The sequence below is a fragment of the Nonomuraea sp. WAC 01424 genome, from assembly GCF_003947315.1.
GTDB classification, from domain to species: Bacteria; Actinomycetota; Actinomycetes; order Streptosporangiales; family Streptosporangiaceae; genus Nonomuraea; species Nonomuraea spiralis.
In genome coordinates this window covers 1,045,723-1,064,606 of record NZ_QHHZ01000001.1, presented here as the reverse complement: position 1 = coordinate 1,064,606, position 18,884 = coordinate 1,045,723, and the positions used below count along the sequence as shown (strand labels likewise).

The window sequence follows — 18,884 nt, the reverse complement described above, 5'->3', positions numbered from 1 at the left end:
GCGTGGTGCGGCGCGCGATCCACCTGCTCGAAGAGGTCGACTTCCGGCCGATGAACTCCAGACGCCCGCTGGAGTACCTGACCTGGCTGACCCGCTACAAACGCGAGGACGAGAGCCGCGACGCCCCCGCCCTGACCTCCGGCATGTCCATCAGGTCCCGCGAGATCGACCTCGTCGGCGCCTTCTACGCCGTCGGCATCACCGGACATCCCCAGTTCAAGGCCGTCACGCTGTGGGACTGCCACGGCGGGTGGGACGGCGGCTGGCGGCAGATGATGGGCATCTACCAGGGCGTCGACGAGCGCCTGTTCCTGTCCGACATCGACGACCTGCGCTTCTCCGCCTTCTCCAGGCCGCTCGGCGCCGCGCCGGGCTGCCCGCCGCTCGGCCGGGCGCCCGCCGCCGAGTTCTACCTCTTCGAGAGCGCCCGCGTACGCCCCGGCGCCGCGCTCGACTACCTGGAGGCCGTACGCACCGAGCGCGCCCCCCTGCTGGCCGAGCACGGCCACACCCTGACCGGCCTGTACGAGGTGCTGTTCTGCGACACCGAGGCCGTCACCATGTGGGCCGTCTCCCTGGACGACCACCTCGCCACCCAGCGGGCCCGCGACGCCGCCCTCGGGCTCGACGACGAGGTCCGGCCCGACCCCCGCCTGCTCGACTGGGGCAAACGGGCCCGCCGCTACCTCGAAGGCCCCTGGCGCGAGACGCTGCTCGCGCCGTTTCCCGGCAGCCGTCTGGCGTACGGGCCCCCGCCGGGTTAGCGTCGGCTGCGGAGGCAGCCATGACGGACTCGTACCTCTACGACGGGCCGGGCGAGGCCGACCACCTCGCCGCGTGCCCGGAGTGCAGCGCGGCCCTCGCGCTGGTGGGCCTGCCGGAGACGGCGGCCGAGCCGCCGCCGACGCTGCGCGAAGCGGTGTTGTCGGGAGCCCGCCGCCGGCGCGCGCCCGCGGCGCTCGGCGTGGCGTCCGTGACGGTGCCGTACGCCGAGCAGGTCGCGCTCATGGACGACCTGCTCGCCGAGCTGAGCCTGCCCCAGTGGGACGCGCCGATCGCCCGGCACGGAACCGTCCGCGACCTGGTCGGGCACCTGGCGGCCAACGACGCCACCGTGGCGGCGTTCATGGGCCTGCCCGGCGCGGGGACGGCCAGGGAGCACCGGCGCTGGCGCGACCAGGCCGGCTCGCTGCTCGAACGGGTCTCGCGGGCCGGCGAGGTGCTGCTCGGCGTCGAGGTGGCGCTGGCCGGGGTGCGTCCGGCCCGCGCGCCGCTGCGCCAGGCCATGATCCAGCGCACCTTCGAGACCTGGACGCACGCCGACGACATCAGGGCCGCCACCGGCCGCCCGCCCGCGCCGCCGCGCGACGAGCACGTGCACCTGATCGCCGAGTTCGGCCTGGCACTGCTGCCGCGGGCGCTGAAGGGGGCGCGCCGGGACGTCTCGGTCACCGTCGTGCTGACCGGGCCCGGGGGCGGCACGTGGACCGTCCCGCTCTCGCGCGCCGCCGGCCGGGTCGCCACGCTCGTCTCGGCCGACGCGGTCGGCTTCTGCCGTCTGCTGGCCGGCCGAAGACCGCCGGACACCTTCCCGTACGCGGCCGAAGGCGACCCCGCCCTCGCCCGCGACCTCATCCACGCCGCCGCCACCCTGGGCTGCGACTGATGGGCCCGGCGAGGGAGTGCCGCCGATGAACACCGACGGGGAGATCCGCGCCCGGCTGGTCGCGGGGGAGATCGGGGCGCTCGCCGACGCGTACGACCGCCACGGCGCGTACGTCTACGGGGTCGCCGTACGGGTGACCGGGAGCCGGGCGACCGCCGAGGAGATCACCCAGAACCTGTTCGCCGACCTGTGGGCGCGACCGCAGTCCTACGACCCCGCCCTCGGCTCCCTGCGGGGCTGGCTGGTCAGCCGGGCCCTGCACGAGTCGGCGATGCGCGCCAGGGTCAGCTGACCGGCGAGTTCCAGCTCACCAGCACCGGCTCGGAGTGCTCGAACCCGAGCCGCGAGTAGGTGCCGGTGTCGAGCTTCAGCAGGCGGCCGTCCCGCGCGTCCAGGCGCAGCCAGCGGGCGGCCAGCACACGCAGGAAATGGCCGTGCGCCACCAGCACGACCCGGCCCTCGGCCCGCCTGGCCCGTTCGATCACCCGGTCGGCCCGCGCGGCCACCTGCGCGGCGCTCTCGCCGGGATGCTCGGCGTCACCGGGGATCACGCCGTCACGCCACAGGTACCAGCCGGGCCGGGTCTTCCTGATCTCCGGCGTGGTGATGCCCTCGTAGCCGCCGTAGTCCCACTCCCACAGATCCGGGTCGACCTCGTAGTCCGTCAATCCGGCCAGCTCCGCCGTACGGCGGGCCCGCTGCGCGGGGGAGACCAGCGTCAACCCGAACGTATTGCCCTTGACCAGCGGCGCCAGCGCCCTCGCCTGATCCTCCCCCTCCGACGTCAACGGCAGGTCGGTACGGCCGGTGTGCTTGCCGGCCGTGCTCCATTCGGTGGCTCCGTGCCTCAACAACAACAACTCATCCATGTGCCCCATCATCCGGCAGGTCCGCCAGCTCCTCGACGACGGGGGTGAAGGCGGGCAGGTCACGCTCGTGGTGCAGCACGAAGTAGGTGACGCCGTGCTCGTCGCGCCAGTGGCGCAACTTGTCGGCGATGTCGCGGCGGGTGCCGAGCAGCACCTGCGGTGTGCCGCCCAGCCCGGAGCTGTCGGCGGCGCTCCACGACTCCTCCGGCTTGCGTTCGCCCACCTGGACCACGCTCGTGCCGACCTCCAGCCGGTCGTGGCGGGGGCTGTCGCGCAGCAGCGCCAGCTTGGCGAGGAACGCCGCCGGCCCGGCGTCGAGCGGGTCGGGGCCGCTGCCGTCGGCCCTGACGCGGGTGCCGAGGTTGACGATGTCGGCGTGCTCGGCGGCCAGGCGCAACATGCGGGGGCCGCCGCCGCCCAGCAGGATCGGCGGGTGGGGGCGCTGGACCGGTCGTGGCTGCTGCTCCAGCCCGGCGAGCCGGTAGTGCGCGCCGTCGTACGTCAGCGGGCCGCCGCGCCACAGGCCCTTGATCACCTCCAGGGCCTCGCGCAGCCGGTCGAGGCGGGTCCCGGGCGGGTCCAGGCGCAGCCCGGCGCCCGCGTACTCGCCGGCCATCCAGCCGGTGCCGAGGCCGAGCTCCAGTCGTCCGCCGGACAGGACGTCCAGGGTGGCGGCCTCCTTGGCCAGCACGGCCGGGTGCCGGAAGTCGTTGGCGAACACCAGCGTGCCGACGCGCAGCCGGGTGGTGGCGCACGCCGCCGCCGTTAGCGCCGCGATCGGCGCGAACCTGGGGCCGACCAGGTGGTCGGGGACCAGCAGCACGTCGAAGCCGGCCCCCTCCAGCCGCCTGGCCTTCTCGGCCCACGCCTTGCCGGACTCCGCCTCGCGTATGACCGCGCCGAACCTGAACCGCCGCACGGCATCCTCCTCGCCCGGCATCTTACCAAGCGCTTGCTTGGAGTGGCAGACTGGTCGCCATGGAGATCCCGGTACGCCAGGCGACGGACGACGAGGTGGCGTTCTTCGGCGAGCACGGCTGGGTCCGCCTGGACCGGCTGGTCGATCCCGGCGCGGTGGCCGCGCTGCGCGAACGGGCGCGCGAGCGCCTGCGGGCCCGGAGCCGGGCCAGGGAGACACTGGTCGACCAGGCGTTCGGCCAGTCACGCGACATCGCCGCCGAGGACGCGCTGTTCGGCGCGCTCAGCACCAGCCCGGCCATGGGCCGCAACGCCGTACGGCTGCTGGGCGGGGTGCGGGCCGTGCGCGTGCAGGTCACCAACCTGCTGGTCAAGGAGCCGGGCGAGCACGGCGCCACCGAGTTCCACCAGGACTTCCCGTGGATGCCCATGGACCGCTCGGCCATGCTGACCGTGTGGCTGGCGCTGGCCGACGTGCCCGCCGACATGGGGGCGCTGCGCTTCTACAGCGGCTCCCACCGCTGCGGCCTGCTCGGGCGCAGCTTCACCCGCGCCGGGGACGACCAGCTCAGCCAGCATCCCTGGATCGAACGGCTGGAGTTGTCGCCGCCCCTGGACCTCAAGGCCGGGGACGCGACCGTGCACCACGCGCTCACCGTGCACGGCGCGCCCGCCAACCGCCGCGACGGCGACCGCCTGTCGTTCACCGTCACCTACTTCGACGCCGACGCCCTCTACACCGGGCTGCCGTACCGGCAGACCGACGGGCTCGGGCTGGAGGTCAACCGGCCCTTCGAGCACGAGAGGTTCCCGTGCCTGAGACCGTGAGGGGACCGGTCGCCGACCTCGGGGCGACGCTGATGCACGAGCACGTGTTCGGGCTCAGCCCGGAGATCCTGTGGAACTGGCCGGACGTGCCGGAGGGCTGGGACCTGGACAGGCGGGCGCGGGAGGCGGCGGCCAAGCTCGACGCGCTCAAGGCCGAGGGCGTGGACACCGTCGTCGATCTCACCGTCGTGGGTCTCGGCCGGTACGTCCCCGCCGTCCAGCGGGTGGCCGAGCTGACCGGCGTGAACATCGTGGCCGCCACCGGGCTCTACACCTACGACGCGCTGCCGCCGTACTTCGGCAACCGGGGGCCGGGGTCGCTGTTCGGCGGGCCGGACCGGCTGGCCGAGTTCTTCGTCCGCGACATCGCCGAGGGGATCGGGCGGACCGGCGTGAAGGCGGCCATGCTCAAGTGCGCCTCCGACCACCTGGGGATGACCAAGGGCTGCGAGCGGGTGTTCCGGGCCGTGGCCGAGGCCCACCTGGCCACCGGCGTGCCGATCACCACGCACTCGCACAGCGCGTCCAGGGGTGGGCTGGAGCAGCAGCGGCTGCTCGGCTCGCTCGGCGTGGACCTGGAACGGGTGGTCATCGGGCACGCGGGCGACTCGACGGATCTCGCCTACCTGGAGGAACTGGTGGCGAACGGCTCGTACCTGGGCATGGACCGGTTCGGCATCGAGACGATCAGCCCGTTCGAGGATCGGGTGGCGGTGGTGGCCGCGATGTGCGAACGCGGTCACGCCGGAAAAATGGTGTTAGGTCACGATTCTTACTGTTTTAACGATCGATTTGACTCCGACGTCGTACGGCGGCGGCACCCGAACTACCACCTCCTCCACATCTCCCGCGACGTCGTGCCCGAACTGCGCAGGCGCGGCGTCACCGGCGACCAGCTCCACCAGATGCTCGTCGGCAACCCCCGGAGGATCTTCCGATGACCGAGGACTTCGACGTCGACTCCGACTGGCACGTCGCCGCGCCGTACGACTTCCTGCGCCGGCTGCGCGCCGAGCGGCCGGTGTTCCGCAGCGAGCACCTGGGCGCGTACGGGCTGACCCGCCACGCCGACGTGCGCGCCGCGTACGGCGACCCGGGACGCCTCTCCTCGGAGGGCTCCCTGACGATCTCCCGCAGCCTCACCCCGGAGACCCGCGCCAAGCTGGGCGAGCACGGCTCGTTCCTGTCCAGCTTCGTGGCCAACGTGGACCCGCCCGACCACACCCGCCTGCGCCGCTCGGTCTCCAGGGCCTTCACGCCCCGGGCGGTCGCCGCCATGGAGGAACGCTTCAGGCGGCTGAACGAGGACGTCCTCGACCGGGTCGCCCCCCGGGGCCGGGCCGACTTCGTCGGCGAGATCGGGCACGAGCCGTCGATCAAGCTGACCGCGCGCTTCATCGGCGTGCCCGAGGCCGACGAGGCGTTCGTGCGGGCGCACGTCAAGGACTGGTTCATGTTGTTCCTGTCGCCGCAGCCGCCCGCCCGCCAGCTTGAGCTGGCCGACAGCTTCCTGGCCTACCTCGACTACGTCGACCGCCTGGTGGCCGCCCGCGCCAAGGATCCCCAGGACGACTTCACGTCCCTGATGACCTCGCTGATCGGCGACGAGCTGACCCACCGGGAGGTCGTCGAGCTGATCTCCACGATCCTGCTCGGCGGCAACGACACCGTCCCGAACCAGCTCGGCAACAGCGTCCTGCGGCTGCTGCGCGAGGACGCCTGGCCGGTGCCGCCCGCGCTGGTCCCGGGCGCGGTCGAGGAGTGCATGCGCATCGACGGCGCCTCGCTGGGCTCGTTCCGGCACGCCGTCACGGACGTGTCCCTGCACGGCGTGACGATCCCGGCGGGCTCGCTCGTCCTGCTGTCCACCGACTCCGCCGGGCACGACGAGACCGTCTTCCCCGATCCCGAACGTTTCCGCATCGACCGTCCCAACGCCGCCGACCACCTGGTCTTCGGGTACGGCATCCACTTCTGCGTCGGCGCCGCGCTCGGCCGCCTGCAGTTGCGCACCGCGCTCGACGTACTCGGCCGGCGCCTGCCGGGGCTGCGGCTCGTCCCGGACGCGCCCGTCGCCTACCGCCGGTCGCTCGTGGGACGCGGGCTGAGCGCGCTGGAGGTGGAGTGGTGACGTACGGCACGGCCGCGTCCGGGCGGTCCGACGGGCGGTTCGAGGGACGGCCCGAGGGGCGGTTCGACGGGCGGGTGGCGCTGGTGACGGGGGCGGGGTCCGGGATCGGCGCTGCCTGCGCGGCCCGGCTGGCCGCCGAGGGCGCCTGCGTGGGCGTGCTCGACCTGCGGGCGGCGAGCGCCCGTGCCACGGCCGCCGCCGTCCGGGCCCACGGCGGCACCGCCATGGCACTGACCTGCGACGTATCGGACGAGAAGCAGGTGGAGGAGTCGGTGGCCGAGCTGGTCGCCTCCTTCGGGCGCGTGGACGTGCTGCACTCCAACGCCGCCTGCCTCGACCGCGACGTCTACGGCCGCGACCGCGACCTGGCCGCCATGGACGCGGCCGTCTGGGACCGTACGATGGAGGTCAACCTGCGCGGCGCGATGCTCCTGGTCAAGCACGTGATCCCGGTGATGCCGGACGGGGGCGCGATCGTCCTGACGTCCTCGGTGTCGGGCCTGACCGGGGACGTGGACCACGCCGCGTACGGCACCTCGAAGGCGGCCCTGATCGGCTTCACCCGCTACGTCGCCACGATGTACGGCGCGCGCGGCATCCGCTGCAACGCCGTCGCCCCCGCCCTCGTCATGACCGCCGCCGCCGAGCGCGCCCTCGGCCCGCGGCAACTCGCCGACAAGGCCGCCGAACGCCTCCTGCCCTGGCCGTGCGTCCCCGGCGACGTGGCCGACCTGGTGGCCTTCCTGGCCTCGTCCGAGTCCCGCTGCATCACCGGCCAGACCATCGCCCTCGACAGCGGCACCCTGACCCACCGCCCCGAACACGCCATCCACCGCTCCCGCCCCTGACGGCGCCGCGCGGCCCTTGCGTACGTCTGGGTGTGGGGCGGTGGGGCGCGGGTGGGAGGGGGGATTTAGGGTCGGTGGCAGCAAGCGGACCAAGGGGGATGTATGGAGCCTGTCGCTGTCGGTCTGATCGGGGCGGGGCCCTGGGCGGAGATGGCGCACGCGCCGATGCTGGCCAGAGGCCCCCACACCAGGCTCGCCGGTGTCTGGGCCGGCCGCCCCGAGCAGGCCGCCAGGCTCGGCGCCCCCGTGTACGAGCGCGTCGAGGAGCTGTTCGACGCCTGCGAGGCCGTCGCCTTCTGTGTGCCGCCCGGCGTACAGGCCGAACTGGCCGTCCGCGCCGCCCATGCCGGCAAGGCGCTGCTGCTGGAGAAGCCGCTCGCCGACTCGGTGGCGGGCGCCATGCGGGTGGCCGAGGCCGTCGCGGAGTCGGGCGTGCCCTCGCAGATGATGCTCACCCTGCGCTACGCCACCCCCACCCGCACCTTCCTGGCCCGCTGCGCCGAGATCCAGCCGTTCGGCGGCCACGCCGCCAACATCTCCGGCGCGCTGCTCGGCGACAACCCGTTCGCCACCCCCTGGCGGCTGGAACGCGGCGCGCTGCTCGACGTGGGCCCGCACGTGATCGACCTGCTGGACGCCGCGCTCGGCCGGATCACCGGCGTGCGCGCGCACGGCCACCCGCTCGGCTGGACCGGGCTGCTGCTGGACCACGAGGGCGGCGCGGTCAGTGAGGCGTCCCTGTGCATGGCGGCCGTCGGCGACCTGCCGCCCTCGACCGTCGAGGTGTACGGCCGGACCGGCAACGCCGTCCTGCTGCCCGGCGATGAGGACCCCCTGGAGACGGTGGCGGAGGAGTTCGCGAGGACCGTCCGGCGCGGCGGCGGCCATCCGCTCGACGCGGCGCACGGCCTGCGGCTCCAGGAGATCCTCGCCGAGGCGGAAGCCCAGCTCGCCTCCTGAGGCCCAACTCGCTTTCTGAGGTCTGGCCCCCTTGACGTTGAGGATTTCCGGGGGATTGATAACGTTTGTCCGACGCGCAGTGCTGCAGCGAAGTCCGGTGCGAATCCGGCGCTGTCCCGCAACTGTCATAGCCAGGTCGCCTGCCGCTGCGCCGACGTCATCAACCCTCGTGGAAAAGGGTGATCCGTCGCTCATCGCGGGTCTCTCGGTTCCGACAGTGTGAAAGGACTACTCGTGAGGCCCGTACGCACGGCCTTCGCGGGCGCGCTGCTGGGAACGCTCGTCCTGGCCGGATGTGGCCAGACCGGCGCCAATGTCGCCCCCTCCGAATCCCCCACCCAGACCGCCGCGGCGGCGAGCACCGGGGACTTCCCGGTCACCGTCGAGGCCGGGAACGGCCAGGTCACCCTGGCCAAGAAGCCGGAGCGCATCATCTCGCTCTCGGCCACCCACACCGAGACGCTGTTCGCGATCGGCGCGGGCCCCCAGGTCGTCGCGGTGGACGACCAGTCGAACTACCCGCCCGAGGCCCCCAAGAGCGACCTGTCCGGCTTCAAGCCGAACGTCGAGGCCATCGTCGCCAAGAAGCCCGACCTGGTCATCCTCTCCAACGACCAGGACAAGATCGTGGCCGAGCTGGCCAAGGTGAACGTCCCCGTCCTGCTCGAACCGGCCGCGACCAAGCTGGACGAGGCGTACGAGGAGATCGCCGAGATCGGCGCGGCCACCGGCAACAAGGCCAAGGCCGACGAGGTCGTCTCCGGCATGAAGTCGGCCCTGGACAAACTGGCCGCCGACGCCCCCAAGGACAAGAAGCTCACCTACTACCACGAGCTCGACCAGACGCCGTACGCCGCCACGTCCGGGACGTTCATCGGCCAGGTCTACGCCATGTTCGGCCTGACCAACATCGCCGACAAGGCCCCGGACGCGGCGGGCGGCTACCCCAAGCTGTCGGCCGAGTTCGTCGCCCAGTCCGACCCCGGGCTGATCTTCCTGGCCGACGTCAAGTGTTGTCAGCAGAGCAAGGAGACGCTGGCCAAGCGGCCCGGCTGGAAGAACCTCTCGGCCGTCAAGAACGACCAGGTGATCCAGCTCGACGACGACCTCGCCTCCCGCTGGGGGCCGCGCGTCGTCGACCTGGCCCAGGCGATCGGCGCGGCCGTGGCCAAGGCCGGCGGCGCGGGCTGACGTGACGGGCAAGGCGCAGCCGTCGCGGGCGCGGCCGGTCTGGGTGGCGGGCGCCCTCGTCCTGCTCGCCGTCACGATGGTCGCCGGGCTGCTCGGCGGCGCGGCGGACATCTCGCCGTGGCAGGTGGTCCTCCAGGTGGTGGACTGGCTGCCGTTCGTCTCGGCCGACTCGGGCCTCGCGCCGGTCGAGCAGGGCCTGCTGTACGAGCTGCGCCTGCCCAGAGTGCTCGTCGCCGCGGTCGTGGGCGGGCTGCTGGCCATGGCCGGGGCCGGGTACCAGGGCGTGTTCCGCAACCCGCTGGCCGACCCGTACCTGCTGGGGGCCGCCTCCGGCGCCGGGCTGGCCACGACGCTGGCCATCGTGCTGCTGCCGGGGACGAGCGCGAGCATCCCCGTCGCCGCCTTCGCGGGGGCGGTGGGCGGGGTGTTCCTGGCGTACACGCTGGGCAACGCGGCCGGCCGCTCCGGCGGCGGCACCGCGACGCTGGTGCTGGCCGGGGTCGCGGTCACGTCGTTCCTGACCGCGATCCAGACGTTCGTCCAGCAGCTCAAGGTCGAGCAGCTGGAGCGCATCTACTCCTGGATACTCGGCGACGTCGGCGGCGGGTGGGACCAGCTCACGCTGGTCCTGCCGTACGCCGTGGTCTCGGCCACGCTGCTCCTCCTGCACGGCCGGATGCTGGACGTGCTCAGCGTCGGCGAAGAGGAGGCCGGCAGCCTCGGCGTACGCGCCGGCCGGGTACGCCTGACCGTGCTCGTGGCCGCCTCCCTGGCCACCGCTTCGGCGGTCGCGGTGAGCGGGCTGATCGGGTTCGTCGGCGTGGTCGTGCCGCACGTGGTCCGGCGGCTGGCGGGCGGTTCGTACCGGATCGTGCTGCCGCTGTCGTTGATCGGCGGCGCGGCGTTCCTCGTGCTGGCCGACCTCATCGCCCGTACCGTGATCGCGCCGGCGGAGTTGCCCATCGGCGTCGTGACGATGTTCGTCGGGGCGCCGTTCTTCGTCGGCGTGCTGCGCATGACCCGGCGGGTCGCCACGTGATCGGCGTGCGGGCCCTGTCGGTGCGCCTCGGCGAGCGCGACGTGCTGACCGGCGTCGACCTGCGCGTACGGCGCGGCGAATGGCTGGCGATCATCGGGCCCAACGGCGCGGGCAAGTCCACGCTGCTCAAGACCGTCGTCGGCGCCGTCACCCCGCACCGGGGCGACGTCGTCGTGGACGAGCGGCCCGCCGCCGGGCTCAAGCCCCGCGAGCGCGCCAGGCTGCTGGCCTACGCCCCGCAGGCGCCCGCCCTGCCGCCCGACATGACGGTCTTCGACTACGCGCTGCTGGGGCGCACGCCGTACATCCCCTATCTGGGACGGGAGAGCCGGCACGATCGCGAGGTGACCGCGTCCGTGCTCGACCGGCTGGACCTGACCTCCTTCGCCGGACGCCGCGTCGGCGAGCTGTCCGGCGGCGAGCGCCAGCGCGTCGTGCTGGCCAGGGCGCTGGCCCAGCAGGCCCCCGTGCTGCTGCTCGACGAGCCCACCACCGCGCTCGACCTCGGCCACCAGCAGCAGGTGCTCGAACTCGTCGACCGGCTCAGGCGCGCCGACGGCCTGACCGTCGTCACCACCCTGCACGACCTGACCGTCGCCGGCCTGTACGCCGACTCCCTCATGCTGCTGGCCGACGGCCGCGCCGCCGCCGCGGGCCGTCCCGACCAGGTGCTCACCGAGTCCCTGATCGGACGGCACTTCGACGCCCGTGTCAAGATCGAGCCGGGCCCGGACGGCCGGCCCGTGGTCCACCTGGTACGAGGGGGAACGTGAAACTGACCTATCGCGTGGAGGAGGGCACCCGGTTGGGCTCCCTGCTGTGGGAGTTCGGTCCGGGCTTCCGCATGATCTCCTCGGCCATGCTCGGCGGCGGCATCGGCCCCCGCGAGTGGGTGCTGAACGCCCAGGTGGTCGCCGGTTACGCGCGGATGGACCCGGTCGACCACCTGATCTCGCTGGGCCCGTCCGGACCCGGCGTCGGCATGCTGACCGCCGCCTCGGTCGACCGGTACGTCCGGGCCGCCGACGGGGGAGCCGAGGCCGTGGCCACCGTCGGGCTGCTCGTCCCCACCTGGGCCGCCGCCCCGGAGGGCGCCGCCGACCCCGAGCTCGCCCCCATGAAGGTCGGCACCGTCAACATCGTGACCGTCCTGCCCGTGGCCATGACCGACGCCGCCCTGGTGAACCTGGTCATGACCGTCACGGAGGCCAAGACCCAGGCGCTGCTGGAGGCCGGTTTCCCCGGCACGGGCACGGCCTCGGACGCCGTCTGCGCGGTGGTCCCGGACCACGGGCCCGAGGAGCTCTTCGGCGGCCCGCGCTCGGAGTGGGGAGCCCGCGCGGCCCGCGCCGTCCACGCCGCCGTCCGCCGCGGCGCCGAGGCGTGGCGTCCCGGCGACTACCCGGGCGCCCGTCCCTCCGGCGGGGACGGCCCCGACGGGCTCATCCGGCCGGACTGACCGGCCCCGCGGCCTCGAAGCCGTAGTCCTCGTACGCGCCGCGCGGGGTGACGTGGCCCGACTCCAGGTCGGCCAGGATCGCCGCCGGGTCCCGTTCGGACGGGGGGCCGAGGCCGCCTCCGCCCGTCGTCTCCACGACGAACGCCTCGCCCGCCGCGAACCGTACGTTGTTCACCTTCGAGGCCAGGCGTTCCATCTGCCCGTCCAGATGACGCCGGTGGAAGCCGCCCACCCGGCCGGGCAGGCCGCCGTCCCGGCCCGGGGGCGGCAGGCGGAGGCGGTCGCCGCGGGTGGTGACGTGGCAGTCGGCCAGGAAGCGGTAGACCGTACGCGAGCCGAGCCCGCCCCTGAAGCGGCCGGGGCCGCCGGAGTCGGGGATCGTGCCGATGGACTCCACGATCAGCGGGCAGCGGCTCTCCACCGGCTCGGCCTGCGGCACCGAGTTGCGGCCGATGCCGAAGTGCACGCCCGTCGCGTCGGGACCGTCCAGGCCCGGCCGGGCGCCTACCCCGCCGAAGTCGTAGGACAGATGGATCCAGTACGGCGCCCCCACCGCCGCGATCGAGAACGGCTGCAGGATCCCGCTCGCCGCGATCGCCCGTTCCGGCACCGCGTCACCCAGCGCCTGGAACACGGCCTCCATGGCGGCGTAGATGGGGACGTACCGGCCGCCGCAGGGGTGGGGGGAGCGGGCGTTCAGCAGGGAGCCCTCCGGCAGGACGACCTCGATCGCGCGCAGACAGCCGTCGTTCATCGGGATCGTGGGATCGAGGAAGCAGCGGACCGCGAAGACGGCCGCGGCGAGCGACTGCGACGCCGAGGCGTTGATCGCGGCGGGCACCTGCGGCCCGGTGCCGGTGAAGTCGAGCACGGCCGCGTCGCCGCCGAGCGTCACGGCGACGCGGACGTGGTGGGCCACGCCGGGACGCACGCCGTCGTCGTCGATCGGGTACGACGCCTCGAACCGCCCCCGGGGCAGCTCGGCCAGCGCCGCGCGGGTCCGGGTCTCGGTGTGGTCGAGGTAGTCCTCGACGCCCGCGGCCAGCCCGTCCTCGCCGTGCTCGGCCATCAGGGACTCCAGGCGGGCGGCGGCCACCGCCGTCCCGGCCACCAGCGCCCGTACGTCGCCCATCACCTTGTCGGGTGTACGGCTGTTGGCCCGCAGGATGGCCTCGACGGCCGGTTCGAGTCCGTCCCGGGTTGCCAGGCGGACGGGCGGGAGCTGGAGCCCTTCGAGGAAGACGTCGGTGGCCAGCGGGGCCATGCCGCCGGCCGACAGCCCGCCCAGGTCGGAGACGTGGATCATGGTCGCGGTGAAGTACACCGGGACGCCGCCCGCGAACACCGGCCGGTAGACCAGCAGGTCGTTGGTGTGCACGCCGCCCCGGTAGGCGTCGTTGAGCGCGTACGCCTCGCCGGGCCGCATGGTGTGCGGCGGGAAGTCCTTCAGCAGCTCGGGCAGGGCCACCTTCAGGGCCATGCTGTTCATCAGCGTGGTGGCCATGGACTGCGCGATCAGGCGGCCCCCGGAGTCCAGGACGGCCGCCGAGGCGTCGGAGCCCTCCACGACGAACGTCGACCAGGCCGAGCGCACCACCACGATGCCGGCCTCCTCGGCGGCCACGACCAGCGCGTTCCTGAGCACCTCGGCGGTCAGCGAGTCGTTCACGCGGCGCCGTCCCCGGTCAGGAGCACGGCTCCGGCGGCGCCGGGCGCGGCGTGCCAGCCGGGCGGGACCACGATCGTGGACTCGGCGTCCTCGACGATCGCCGGGCCGCCCACACGATCCAGCGTGGCCCGGGTGTGCACGGGGACGTCGGCGTACCCCCCGGCCTCGGGGAAGTACGCCCTCCTCCGCCCGGGTGTCCCTGCCCGCGCGCCCGTGGCGGGCGGCGGGGTGGCGGGGACGCCGGTCGCGGGGGGGTCGGTGACGCGGACGCGGTAGCTGACCAGCTCGATCTCCCCTTGCTGCGCGATCCCGTACACCTGCGCATATTTCGCGAAGAATCGGGACTCAAGCTCTTCCCGTGACTCCGACCACTCCACCGTCAGCTCGTGCGACTGGCCCCTGAACCGCACGTCCACCGACCGCGCCACCCGCACCTCCGGGACCCCCAGGTCGGCGGCGGCCTCGGCGGCCAGCCCGGCGAAGATCCCCTCCGGGTCGCCCGCGTCCAGCCGCGACAACACCCGGTCCGTCGACAGCGCCCCCGCCAGCAGCCCCGCCGCCGAGGCCACCCCGCAGTACGCCGGCACCACCACCGTCGTGATCCCGAACCGCCGCGCCACCCCGGCCGCGTGCATCGGCCCCGCGCCCCCGAACGCCACCAGCGCGAACCCGCGCGGGTCGATCCCGCGCTGGACCGTCACCACGTGCACCGCCGAGGCCATGGCGGCGCTCACGATCTCGTGCACGGCGTGCGCCGCCGCCTCCCGCGACACCCCGAGCGGCCCGGCGAGCCGGTCCAGGGCCTTGGCCGCGAGCGGCGCGGAGAGCGGGATCGAGGCCGAGGAGAGGTAGCCGAGCACGAGGTTCGCGTCCGTGACGGTGGGGTCGCCGCCGCCGAGCCCGTAGCAGGCGGGGCCGGGGGAGGAGCCCGCCGAGCGCGGGCCCACGCGCAGCGCGCCCGCCGGGTCCAGCCACGCGATGCTGCCCCCGCCCGCGCCGACCTCGGCCAGGTCGATGGCCGGCGTCTTGATCGGCACGCCGGTGCCCGCGCGCCGCCCGCCGAAGCTGCCCTTGCCGCCCACGTGGAACTCGTGGGTGATCTCCGGACGGCCTCCGCGCACCACGCACGCCTTGGCCGTCGTGCCGCCCATGTCGAAGGAGATCACGTCCGGCAGCCCGGTGCCCGCCGCCGCCAGCACCCCGGCGGCCGGTCCCGACTCGATGGCGGCCACGGCGCGTCCGGCGGCCAGCTCGGCCGAGATCACCCCGCCGCCCGACTCCATGACGTGGACGGGGGCGTCGATCCCCATCGCGGCCAGGCATTCGCGCAGGCGCGACAGGTAGGAGGCCATCAGCGGGCCGATGTAGGCCGACATGATGGTCGTGGTGGCGCGCTCGTACTCGCGGATCTCCGGCCAGATCTCGCAGGAGGCCACCACGTGCGGCACGCGTTCGCGCAGGATCGCCGCCGCCTGCCGTTCGTGGGCGGGCTCGGCGTAGGAGTGCAGCAGGCAGACGGCCGCCGAGGTGATGCCGCGCCGGGCGATCTCCGCCGCGGCCCGACGTACCGAGGCGGGGTCGAGGGGGGTCAGGACGTCGCCTCGGGCCGAGACGCGCTCGTCCACCTCGAAGCAGTCGCCGGGCGCGACCGGGGGAGGGGGCGGCGTGAAGCGCAGGTCGTACCGGTCCTCCTCCACGCGGGCGTAGCGGCCGAGCGGTACGACGGCGCGAAAGCCCCGGGTGGTCACGAACGCCACCCGCGCGCCCGTACGTTCGAGCACCGCGTTGGTGGCCAGCGTGGTGGCGTGCACGACGCGGGTGACCCGCGCGGGGTCCACGGATCCGAGCACGCGAGTAACGCCGGTGACTATGCCGGCGATGGGGTCGTCGTGGGTGCTCAAACACTTCGCCACGGCGGCGACGCCGTCCGGGCCGCTCAGGACCACGTCAGTGAAGGTGCCGCCGACATCGACGCCGATCGCGTACCCCATCCCGGTACGTTAAGGCCCCGAGCAAGCGCTTGTCTATGTATCGATCTCTTGACTTACCGCATCTGATTGGGAACCTGGACCTATTCAGTGTTTGGAGCAAAGATGGCGCGCATCACAGCTCTGGCGGGCGGCGTGGCGGCGCTGCTCGTGCTGCTCGCGATCCCCTCGATCCCCGCCGCGGCGCACAACCATCCCAGCGGCATCACCGACCTGGTGACGCCCGCCGTGGTGCGCGTGGAGGCGGTGTCCCACGTCGAGATCACCCTGCTCGACCACATCGGCGAGCTCAAACACGTGGAGCGCTCCTACGACATCCCGTTCGCGTCGGGCACCGGGACGGTCGTCAACCCCGAGGGTGACGTCGTCACGCTCAGACGCAACGCGGTCAACCCCAACGACGTCGCCGTGTACGCCGCCAACAAGATCTTCGCCGAGCACCACAAGGTCAAGATCCCGCTGGACTACGAGAAGCACACGCTCAAGGACGACCAGCTCAACCACCACCTCCAGGAGTGCTACCCGCCGAAGACCAGCACCGCCACCTGCATCATCGACGTCACCACCGACATCACGGTGTTCCCCAACGTCTCGCCGGCCAGCGAGACCGGCCTGAAGTACAAGTGCATCAAGGCCGGCAAGACCCCCGACACCCCCGCCGTGCTGATCCCGCTCACCCCCGCCTCCGGCGGCGTCGGCATGCCCACCGCGCCGCTCGCCGACAAGGTGCCCGATCAGGAGGGCTCGCCGACCAACGTGGCCGGCTTCCTCGGCCGGCCGGGCCCGAACGTCCAGGAGAGCGTGCAGATCGCCCACCTGTCCAAGGGCGGCCAGGCCGGCGCGACCGGCAGGCCGTTCGCCGACCCGGAGAAGAAGGTCGACGAGCCGGTCAAGCTGGGCGCGCTGGCCGACGACGTGCTGGCCGGGGCGCCGGTGATCGGCGACAAGGACGGGCACGTCATCGGCATGCTCATCGGCGGCGGCAAGGAAGCCACCATGCTGGGAGTCAGGGAGATCACCGCCACCCTGGCCGCGGCCAAGGTCGCGCCGCGCAGGGGCGCGATCGACACCGCCTTCGAGGCGGCGCTGACCCGCTACCACACCAAGTACTACACGGAGGCGGCGCCGGGCTTCCAGCGTGTGCTGGAGCTCTATCCCGGCAACGTGGTGGCCGCCAACCTGCTGAAGACGTCGCTGGCCAAGCGCGGCGGGCCCGAGGACCAGGGCACCAAACAGGTGGCGGCGCCCCCGTCGCGGTCCACGCCGTTGTGGCCGTTCCTGCTGGCGGCCGGGGTGTTGTTCCTCGCCGCGGGCGGCGGGGCGTACCTGTTGTGGCGGCGGCGCGCGCCGGAGAAACCGATCGAGCTGCCACAACCCCTTCCGGCGGCCGGGCCGTTCGACGAGGGCGCGAGCCAGACCGTCGTCGTACGGCGCTCGCAGCCGTTCCAGGTGGCCGCCCAGCAGCAGCAGGTGATGACCGCCCCCGACTCCCCGCCGGTCAAGTACTGCACCTCGTGCGGGATGAGGCTCGGCCCGGCCCATCGTTTCTGCGGCTACTGCGGCCATCCCATCGAGACGTGATGCAATTGAACGACAGATCGCTCATCGGCCAGGAGGTGGCCGGGTACTACATCGAGGACATCGTCGGCAAGGGCGGCATGGCCGTCGTCTACCTGGCGCTCGACCCCCGGCTCAGCCGCCGCGTGGCGTTGAAGATCCTCAACCCGGTGCTCTCCGTCGACGACAGGTTCCGGCAGCGGTTCATCCTGGAGTCGAGGACCGTCGCCAGCATCGAGCACCCCAACATCATCCCGATCTACGAGGCCAACGCCGACGCCGACGGCGTCCTGTACATCGCCATGCGCTACGTCGACGGCCTCGACCTGCGCCGGCTCATCTACGACCGGGGGCCGCTGCCGCTCGCCCAGGCCAACCAGATCTTCGCCCAGACGGCCGCCGCGCTCGACGCCGCGCACGCCCACGACCTGATCCACCGCGACGTGAAACCGGCCAACATCCTGCTGGCCGGCGACCACGTCTACCTCACCGACTTCGGCATCACCAAGCACCGCTCGTCGATCTCCGGGCTGACCCAGACCGACCAGTTCATCGGCACGCCGAGGTACATGTCGCCCGAGCAGATCAACAAGGAGCACATCGACGGCCGGTGCGACCAGTACGCGCTGGCCTGCGTGGTCTACGAGGCGCTGAGCGCGCGGCTGCCGTTCCAGCGGGAGAACGACATCGCGCTGCTGTGGGCGCACCTGGCCGAGCACCCCGCGCCGCTGTCGCAGCTACGACCGGAACTGCCGCCGCAGGTGGACGTCGTGATGACGCGGGCGCTGGCCAAGGCGCCCGAGGAGCGCTACGCCACCTGCACCGAGTTCGTGACCGCGCTGCGCGACGCGATCAGCGACCAGGAGGCCGGGCCCGGCGGCGGGCCTTCCTCCGGCCCCCACCTGATCCCGCACGCCGTCCCGCCCACGGGCCCGCACACAGGCCCGCCCACAGGGCCCCGCACCGGGCCTCAGGCGGTCCCTCAGACGGGAGCGCGGCAGATCCCGTACGGAGTGCCCCAGACGGGCCCGCGCGGCCTGGGACAGCCCTCGGGGCCGCACGCGGCACTGGGCCGGCATCCGCAGGGGGCGCCCACCCAGCCCTCGGCGCCGGCCAGACGCCCCGGACGGCTGCCGATCGTGGCCGTCACGCTCGTGGCCGCCGTGGCCGCGCTGGCCCTGGTCGCGATGATCATCTTCAACCACCGCGGCGACACCTGGTCCCGCTACGCCGCCAGCGCCGCCGCGCCGCTCACCTTCGAGTACCCGGGCGACTGGACCGCGCGCACCCACCAGGACCTGTTCGCGCTGGCCTCGCCACACGCCACCGAGTTCGAGTCCCTGTTCGTGGCCGGTCCCGGCGCCGACTGGTCGGCGGTCTCCCAGATCGTCGCCGACGACCCCGACAGCGCCACGGGCGTGTACGTCCAGGTCTCCGACACCCTGGACGCGGGCGGCGACTCCGAGCAGATGAAGAGCAAGATGGACAACCTGCTGCCCGGCCAGGTGGACCTGGGCAAGCCGGTCCAGGACCAGGCGGGCAACAGCCCGGCCACCCGCTTCGACGGCGCGCTGCACGACCCGGCGAGCGGCACCCGCCTCGGTTTCGTCAGCTACGTGATCGACCGGCAGCCCAAGACCATGCTCGTGATGTACTTCTGCGCCAAGAACACCTGCGACGACGCCGTCCAGACGCGCGTGCGGCAGAGCGTGCGGCCCTCGTAGACTTGTAACTGACTTGTGCCCAGCTTGACCTGGGTGT

Annotated in this window: 18 protein-coding genes and 1 riboswitch; of the genes, 14 read left to right on the top strand and 4 right to left on the bottom strand. The window is 73.2% G+C overall.

Translation table 11 applies throughout. From position 1 onward, the window contains the following. The first annotated feature begins 5 nt into the window (after positions 1–5). From DMB42_RS05045 to DMB42_RS05035, 3 genes are read left to right on the top strand one after another with little or no spacing between them, the layout of a single operon-like run. Positions 6–764 (top strand): hypothetical protein, encoded by a 759-nt coding sequence (locus tag DMB42_RS05045; RefSeq protein WP_185844458.1) that lies wholly within the window; start codon positions 6–8, stop codon positions 762–764. Between the two features lie 20 nt (positions 765–784). Then, positions 785–1,666 carry a maleylpyruvate isomerase family mycothiol-dependent enzyme gene (locus DMB42_RS05040; RefSeq protein WP_125630991.1) on the top strand — a complete coding sequence of 294 codons (882 nt, stop codon included), beginning with the start codon at positions 785–787 and terminating at the stop codon, positions 1,664–1,666. 25 nt (positions 1,667–1,691) lie between these two features. Further along, positions 1,692–1,958 carry a sigma factor gene (locus DMB42_RS05035; RefSeq protein ID WP_125630989.1) on the top strand — a complete coding sequence of 89 codons (267 nt, stop codon included), beginning with the start codon at positions 1,692–1,694 and terminating at the stop codon, positions 1,956–1,958. Here DMB42_RS05035 and DMB42_RS05030 read toward each other — a convergent pair. Together DMB42_RS05030 and DMB42_RS05025 are read right to left on the bottom strand one after the other, a co-directional pair. Next, positions 1,951–2,535, bottom strand: coding sequence for a histidine phosphatase family protein (locus tag DMB42_RS05030; protein ID WP_125630987.1), 585 nt, complete (start codon positions 2,533–2,535; stop codon positions 1,951–1,953). The two genes, DMB42_RS05035 and DMB42_RS05030, sit on opposite strands and share 8 nt — an antisense overlap. Beyond that, positions 2,528–3,454 carry a TIGR03621 family F420-dependent LLM class oxidoreductase gene (locus tag DMB42_RS05025; RefSeq protein WP_260477487.1) on the bottom strand — a complete coding sequence of 309 codons (927 nt, stop codon included), beginning with the start codon at positions 3,452–3,454 and terminating at the stop codon, positions 2,528–2,530. Before DMB42_RS05025 ends, DMB42_RS05030 begins: the two co-directional genes overlap by 8 nt. Before the next feature lie 59 nt (positions 3,455–3,513). Between DMB42_RS05025 and DMB42_RS05020 the strand changes: the two genes are divergently transcribed. The 9 genes from DMB42_RS05020 (at position 3,514) to DMB42_RS04980 (ending at position 11,909) form a co-directional block, all read left to right on the top strand. Then, complete coding sequence (locus DMB42_RS05020; RefSeq protein WP_125630983.1) at positions 3,514–4,281, top strand: phytanoyl-CoA dioxygenase family protein; 768 nt, start codon at positions 3,514–3,516, stop codon at positions 4,279–4,281. Further along, positions 4,266–5,222 carry a phosphotriesterase gene (locus DMB42_RS05015; RefSeq protein WP_125630980.1) on the top strand — a complete coding sequence of 319 codons (957 nt, stop codon included), beginning with the start codon at positions 4,266–4,268 and terminating at the stop codon, positions 5,220–5,222. The genes DMB42_RS05020 and DMB42_RS05015 overlap by 16 nt, the downstream gene beginning before the upstream one ends. Beyond that, complete coding sequence (locus DMB42_RS05010; protein ID WP_125630978.1) at positions 5,219–6,412, top strand: cytochrome P450; 1,194 nt, start codon at positions 5,219–5,221, stop codon at positions 6,410–6,412. Before DMB42_RS05015 ends, DMB42_RS05010 begins: the two co-directional genes overlap by 4 nt. Then, complete coding sequence (locus DMB42_RS05005; protein WP_125630976.1) at positions 6,409–7,260, top strand: SDR family NAD(P)-dependent oxidoreductase; 852 nt, start codon at positions 6,409–6,411, stop codon at positions 7,258–7,260. Before DMB42_RS05010 ends, DMB42_RS05005 begins: the two co-directional genes overlap by 4 nt. 102 nt (positions 7,261–7,362) lie before the next feature. Then, the gene (locus tag DMB42_RS05000; protein WP_125630974.1) at positions 7,363–8,220 is read left to right on the top strand and encodes a Gfo/Idh/MocA family protein; all 858 of its coding nucleotides are present in this window, start codon (positions 7,363–7,365) and stop codon (positions 8,218–8,220) included. 60 nt (positions 8,221–8,280) lie between these two features. Beyond that, a riboswitch (cobalamin riboswitch) is annotated at positions 8,281–8,383 on the top strand. A gap of 71 nt (positions 8,384–8,454) precedes the next feature. Next, positions 8,455–9,411: an ABC transporter substrate-binding protein gene (locus DMB42_RS04995; RefSeq protein ID WP_125630972.1), complete on the top strand. Its 957-nt coding sequence runs from the start codon at positions 8,455–8,457 to the stop codon at positions 9,409–9,411. Position 9,412: 1 nt separating this feature from the next. After that, complete coding sequence (locus tag DMB42_RS04990) at positions 9,413–10,450, top strand: iron ABC transporter permease (protein WP_260477486.1); 1,038 nt, start codon at positions 9,413–9,415, stop codon at positions 10,448–10,450. Continuing rightward, the gene (locus tag DMB42_RS04985) at positions 10,447–11,223 is read left to right on the top strand and encodes an ABC transporter ATP-binding protein (protein ID WP_125630970.1); all 777 of its coding nucleotides are present in this window, start codon (positions 10,447–10,449) and stop codon (positions 11,221–11,223) included. Before DMB42_RS04990 ends, DMB42_RS04985 begins: the two co-directional genes overlap by 4 nt. Next, positions 11,220–11,909 (top strand): adenosylcobinamide amidohydrolase, encoded by a 690-nt coding sequence (locus DMB42_RS04980; RefSeq protein ID WP_125630968.1) that lies wholly within the window; start codon positions 11,220–11,222, stop codon positions 11,907–11,909. The genes DMB42_RS04985 and DMB42_RS04980 overlap by 4 nt, the downstream gene beginning before the upstream one ends. On the opposite strand, the gene DMB42_RS04975 is transcribed toward DMB42_RS04980, so the two are convergent. Next, positions 11,893–13,578, bottom strand: a complete 1,686-nt coding sequence (locus DMB42_RS04975) for a hydantoinase B/oxoprolinase family protein (RefSeq protein ID WP_125630966.1) — start codon at positions 13,576–13,578, stop codon at positions 11,893–11,895. The genes DMB42_RS04980 and DMB42_RS04975 overlap by 17 nt on opposite strands. Continuing rightward, positions 13,575–15,569 (bottom strand): hydantoinase/oxoprolinase family protein, encoded by a 1,995-nt coding sequence (locus tag DMB42_RS04970; RefSeq protein ID WP_125630964.1) that lies wholly within the window; start codon positions 15,567–15,569, stop codon positions 13,575–13,577. Before DMB42_RS04970 ends, DMB42_RS04975 begins: the two co-directional genes overlap by 4 nt. A gap of 102 nt (positions 15,570–15,671) precedes the next feature. On the opposite strand from DMB42_RS04970, the gene DMB42_RS04965 reads away from it, so the two are divergent. Both DMB42_RS04965 and DMB42_RS04960 read left to right on the top strand, forming a co-directional pair. After that, positions 15,672–17,147, top strand: coding sequence for a zinc ribbon domain-containing protein (locus tag DMB42_RS04965; RefSeq protein WP_125630962.1), 1,476 nt, complete (start codon positions 15,672–15,674; stop codon positions 17,145–17,147). Then, on the top strand, positions 17,147–18,847 hold the full coding sequence (locus DMB42_RS04960) for a serine/threonine-protein kinase (RefSeq protein WP_125631249.1): 1,701 nt from the start codon (positions 17,147–17,149) through the stop codon (positions 18,845–18,847). Before DMB42_RS04965 ends, DMB42_RS04960 begins: the two co-directional genes overlap by 1 nt. Positions 18,848–18,884: the final 37 nt, after the last annotated feature.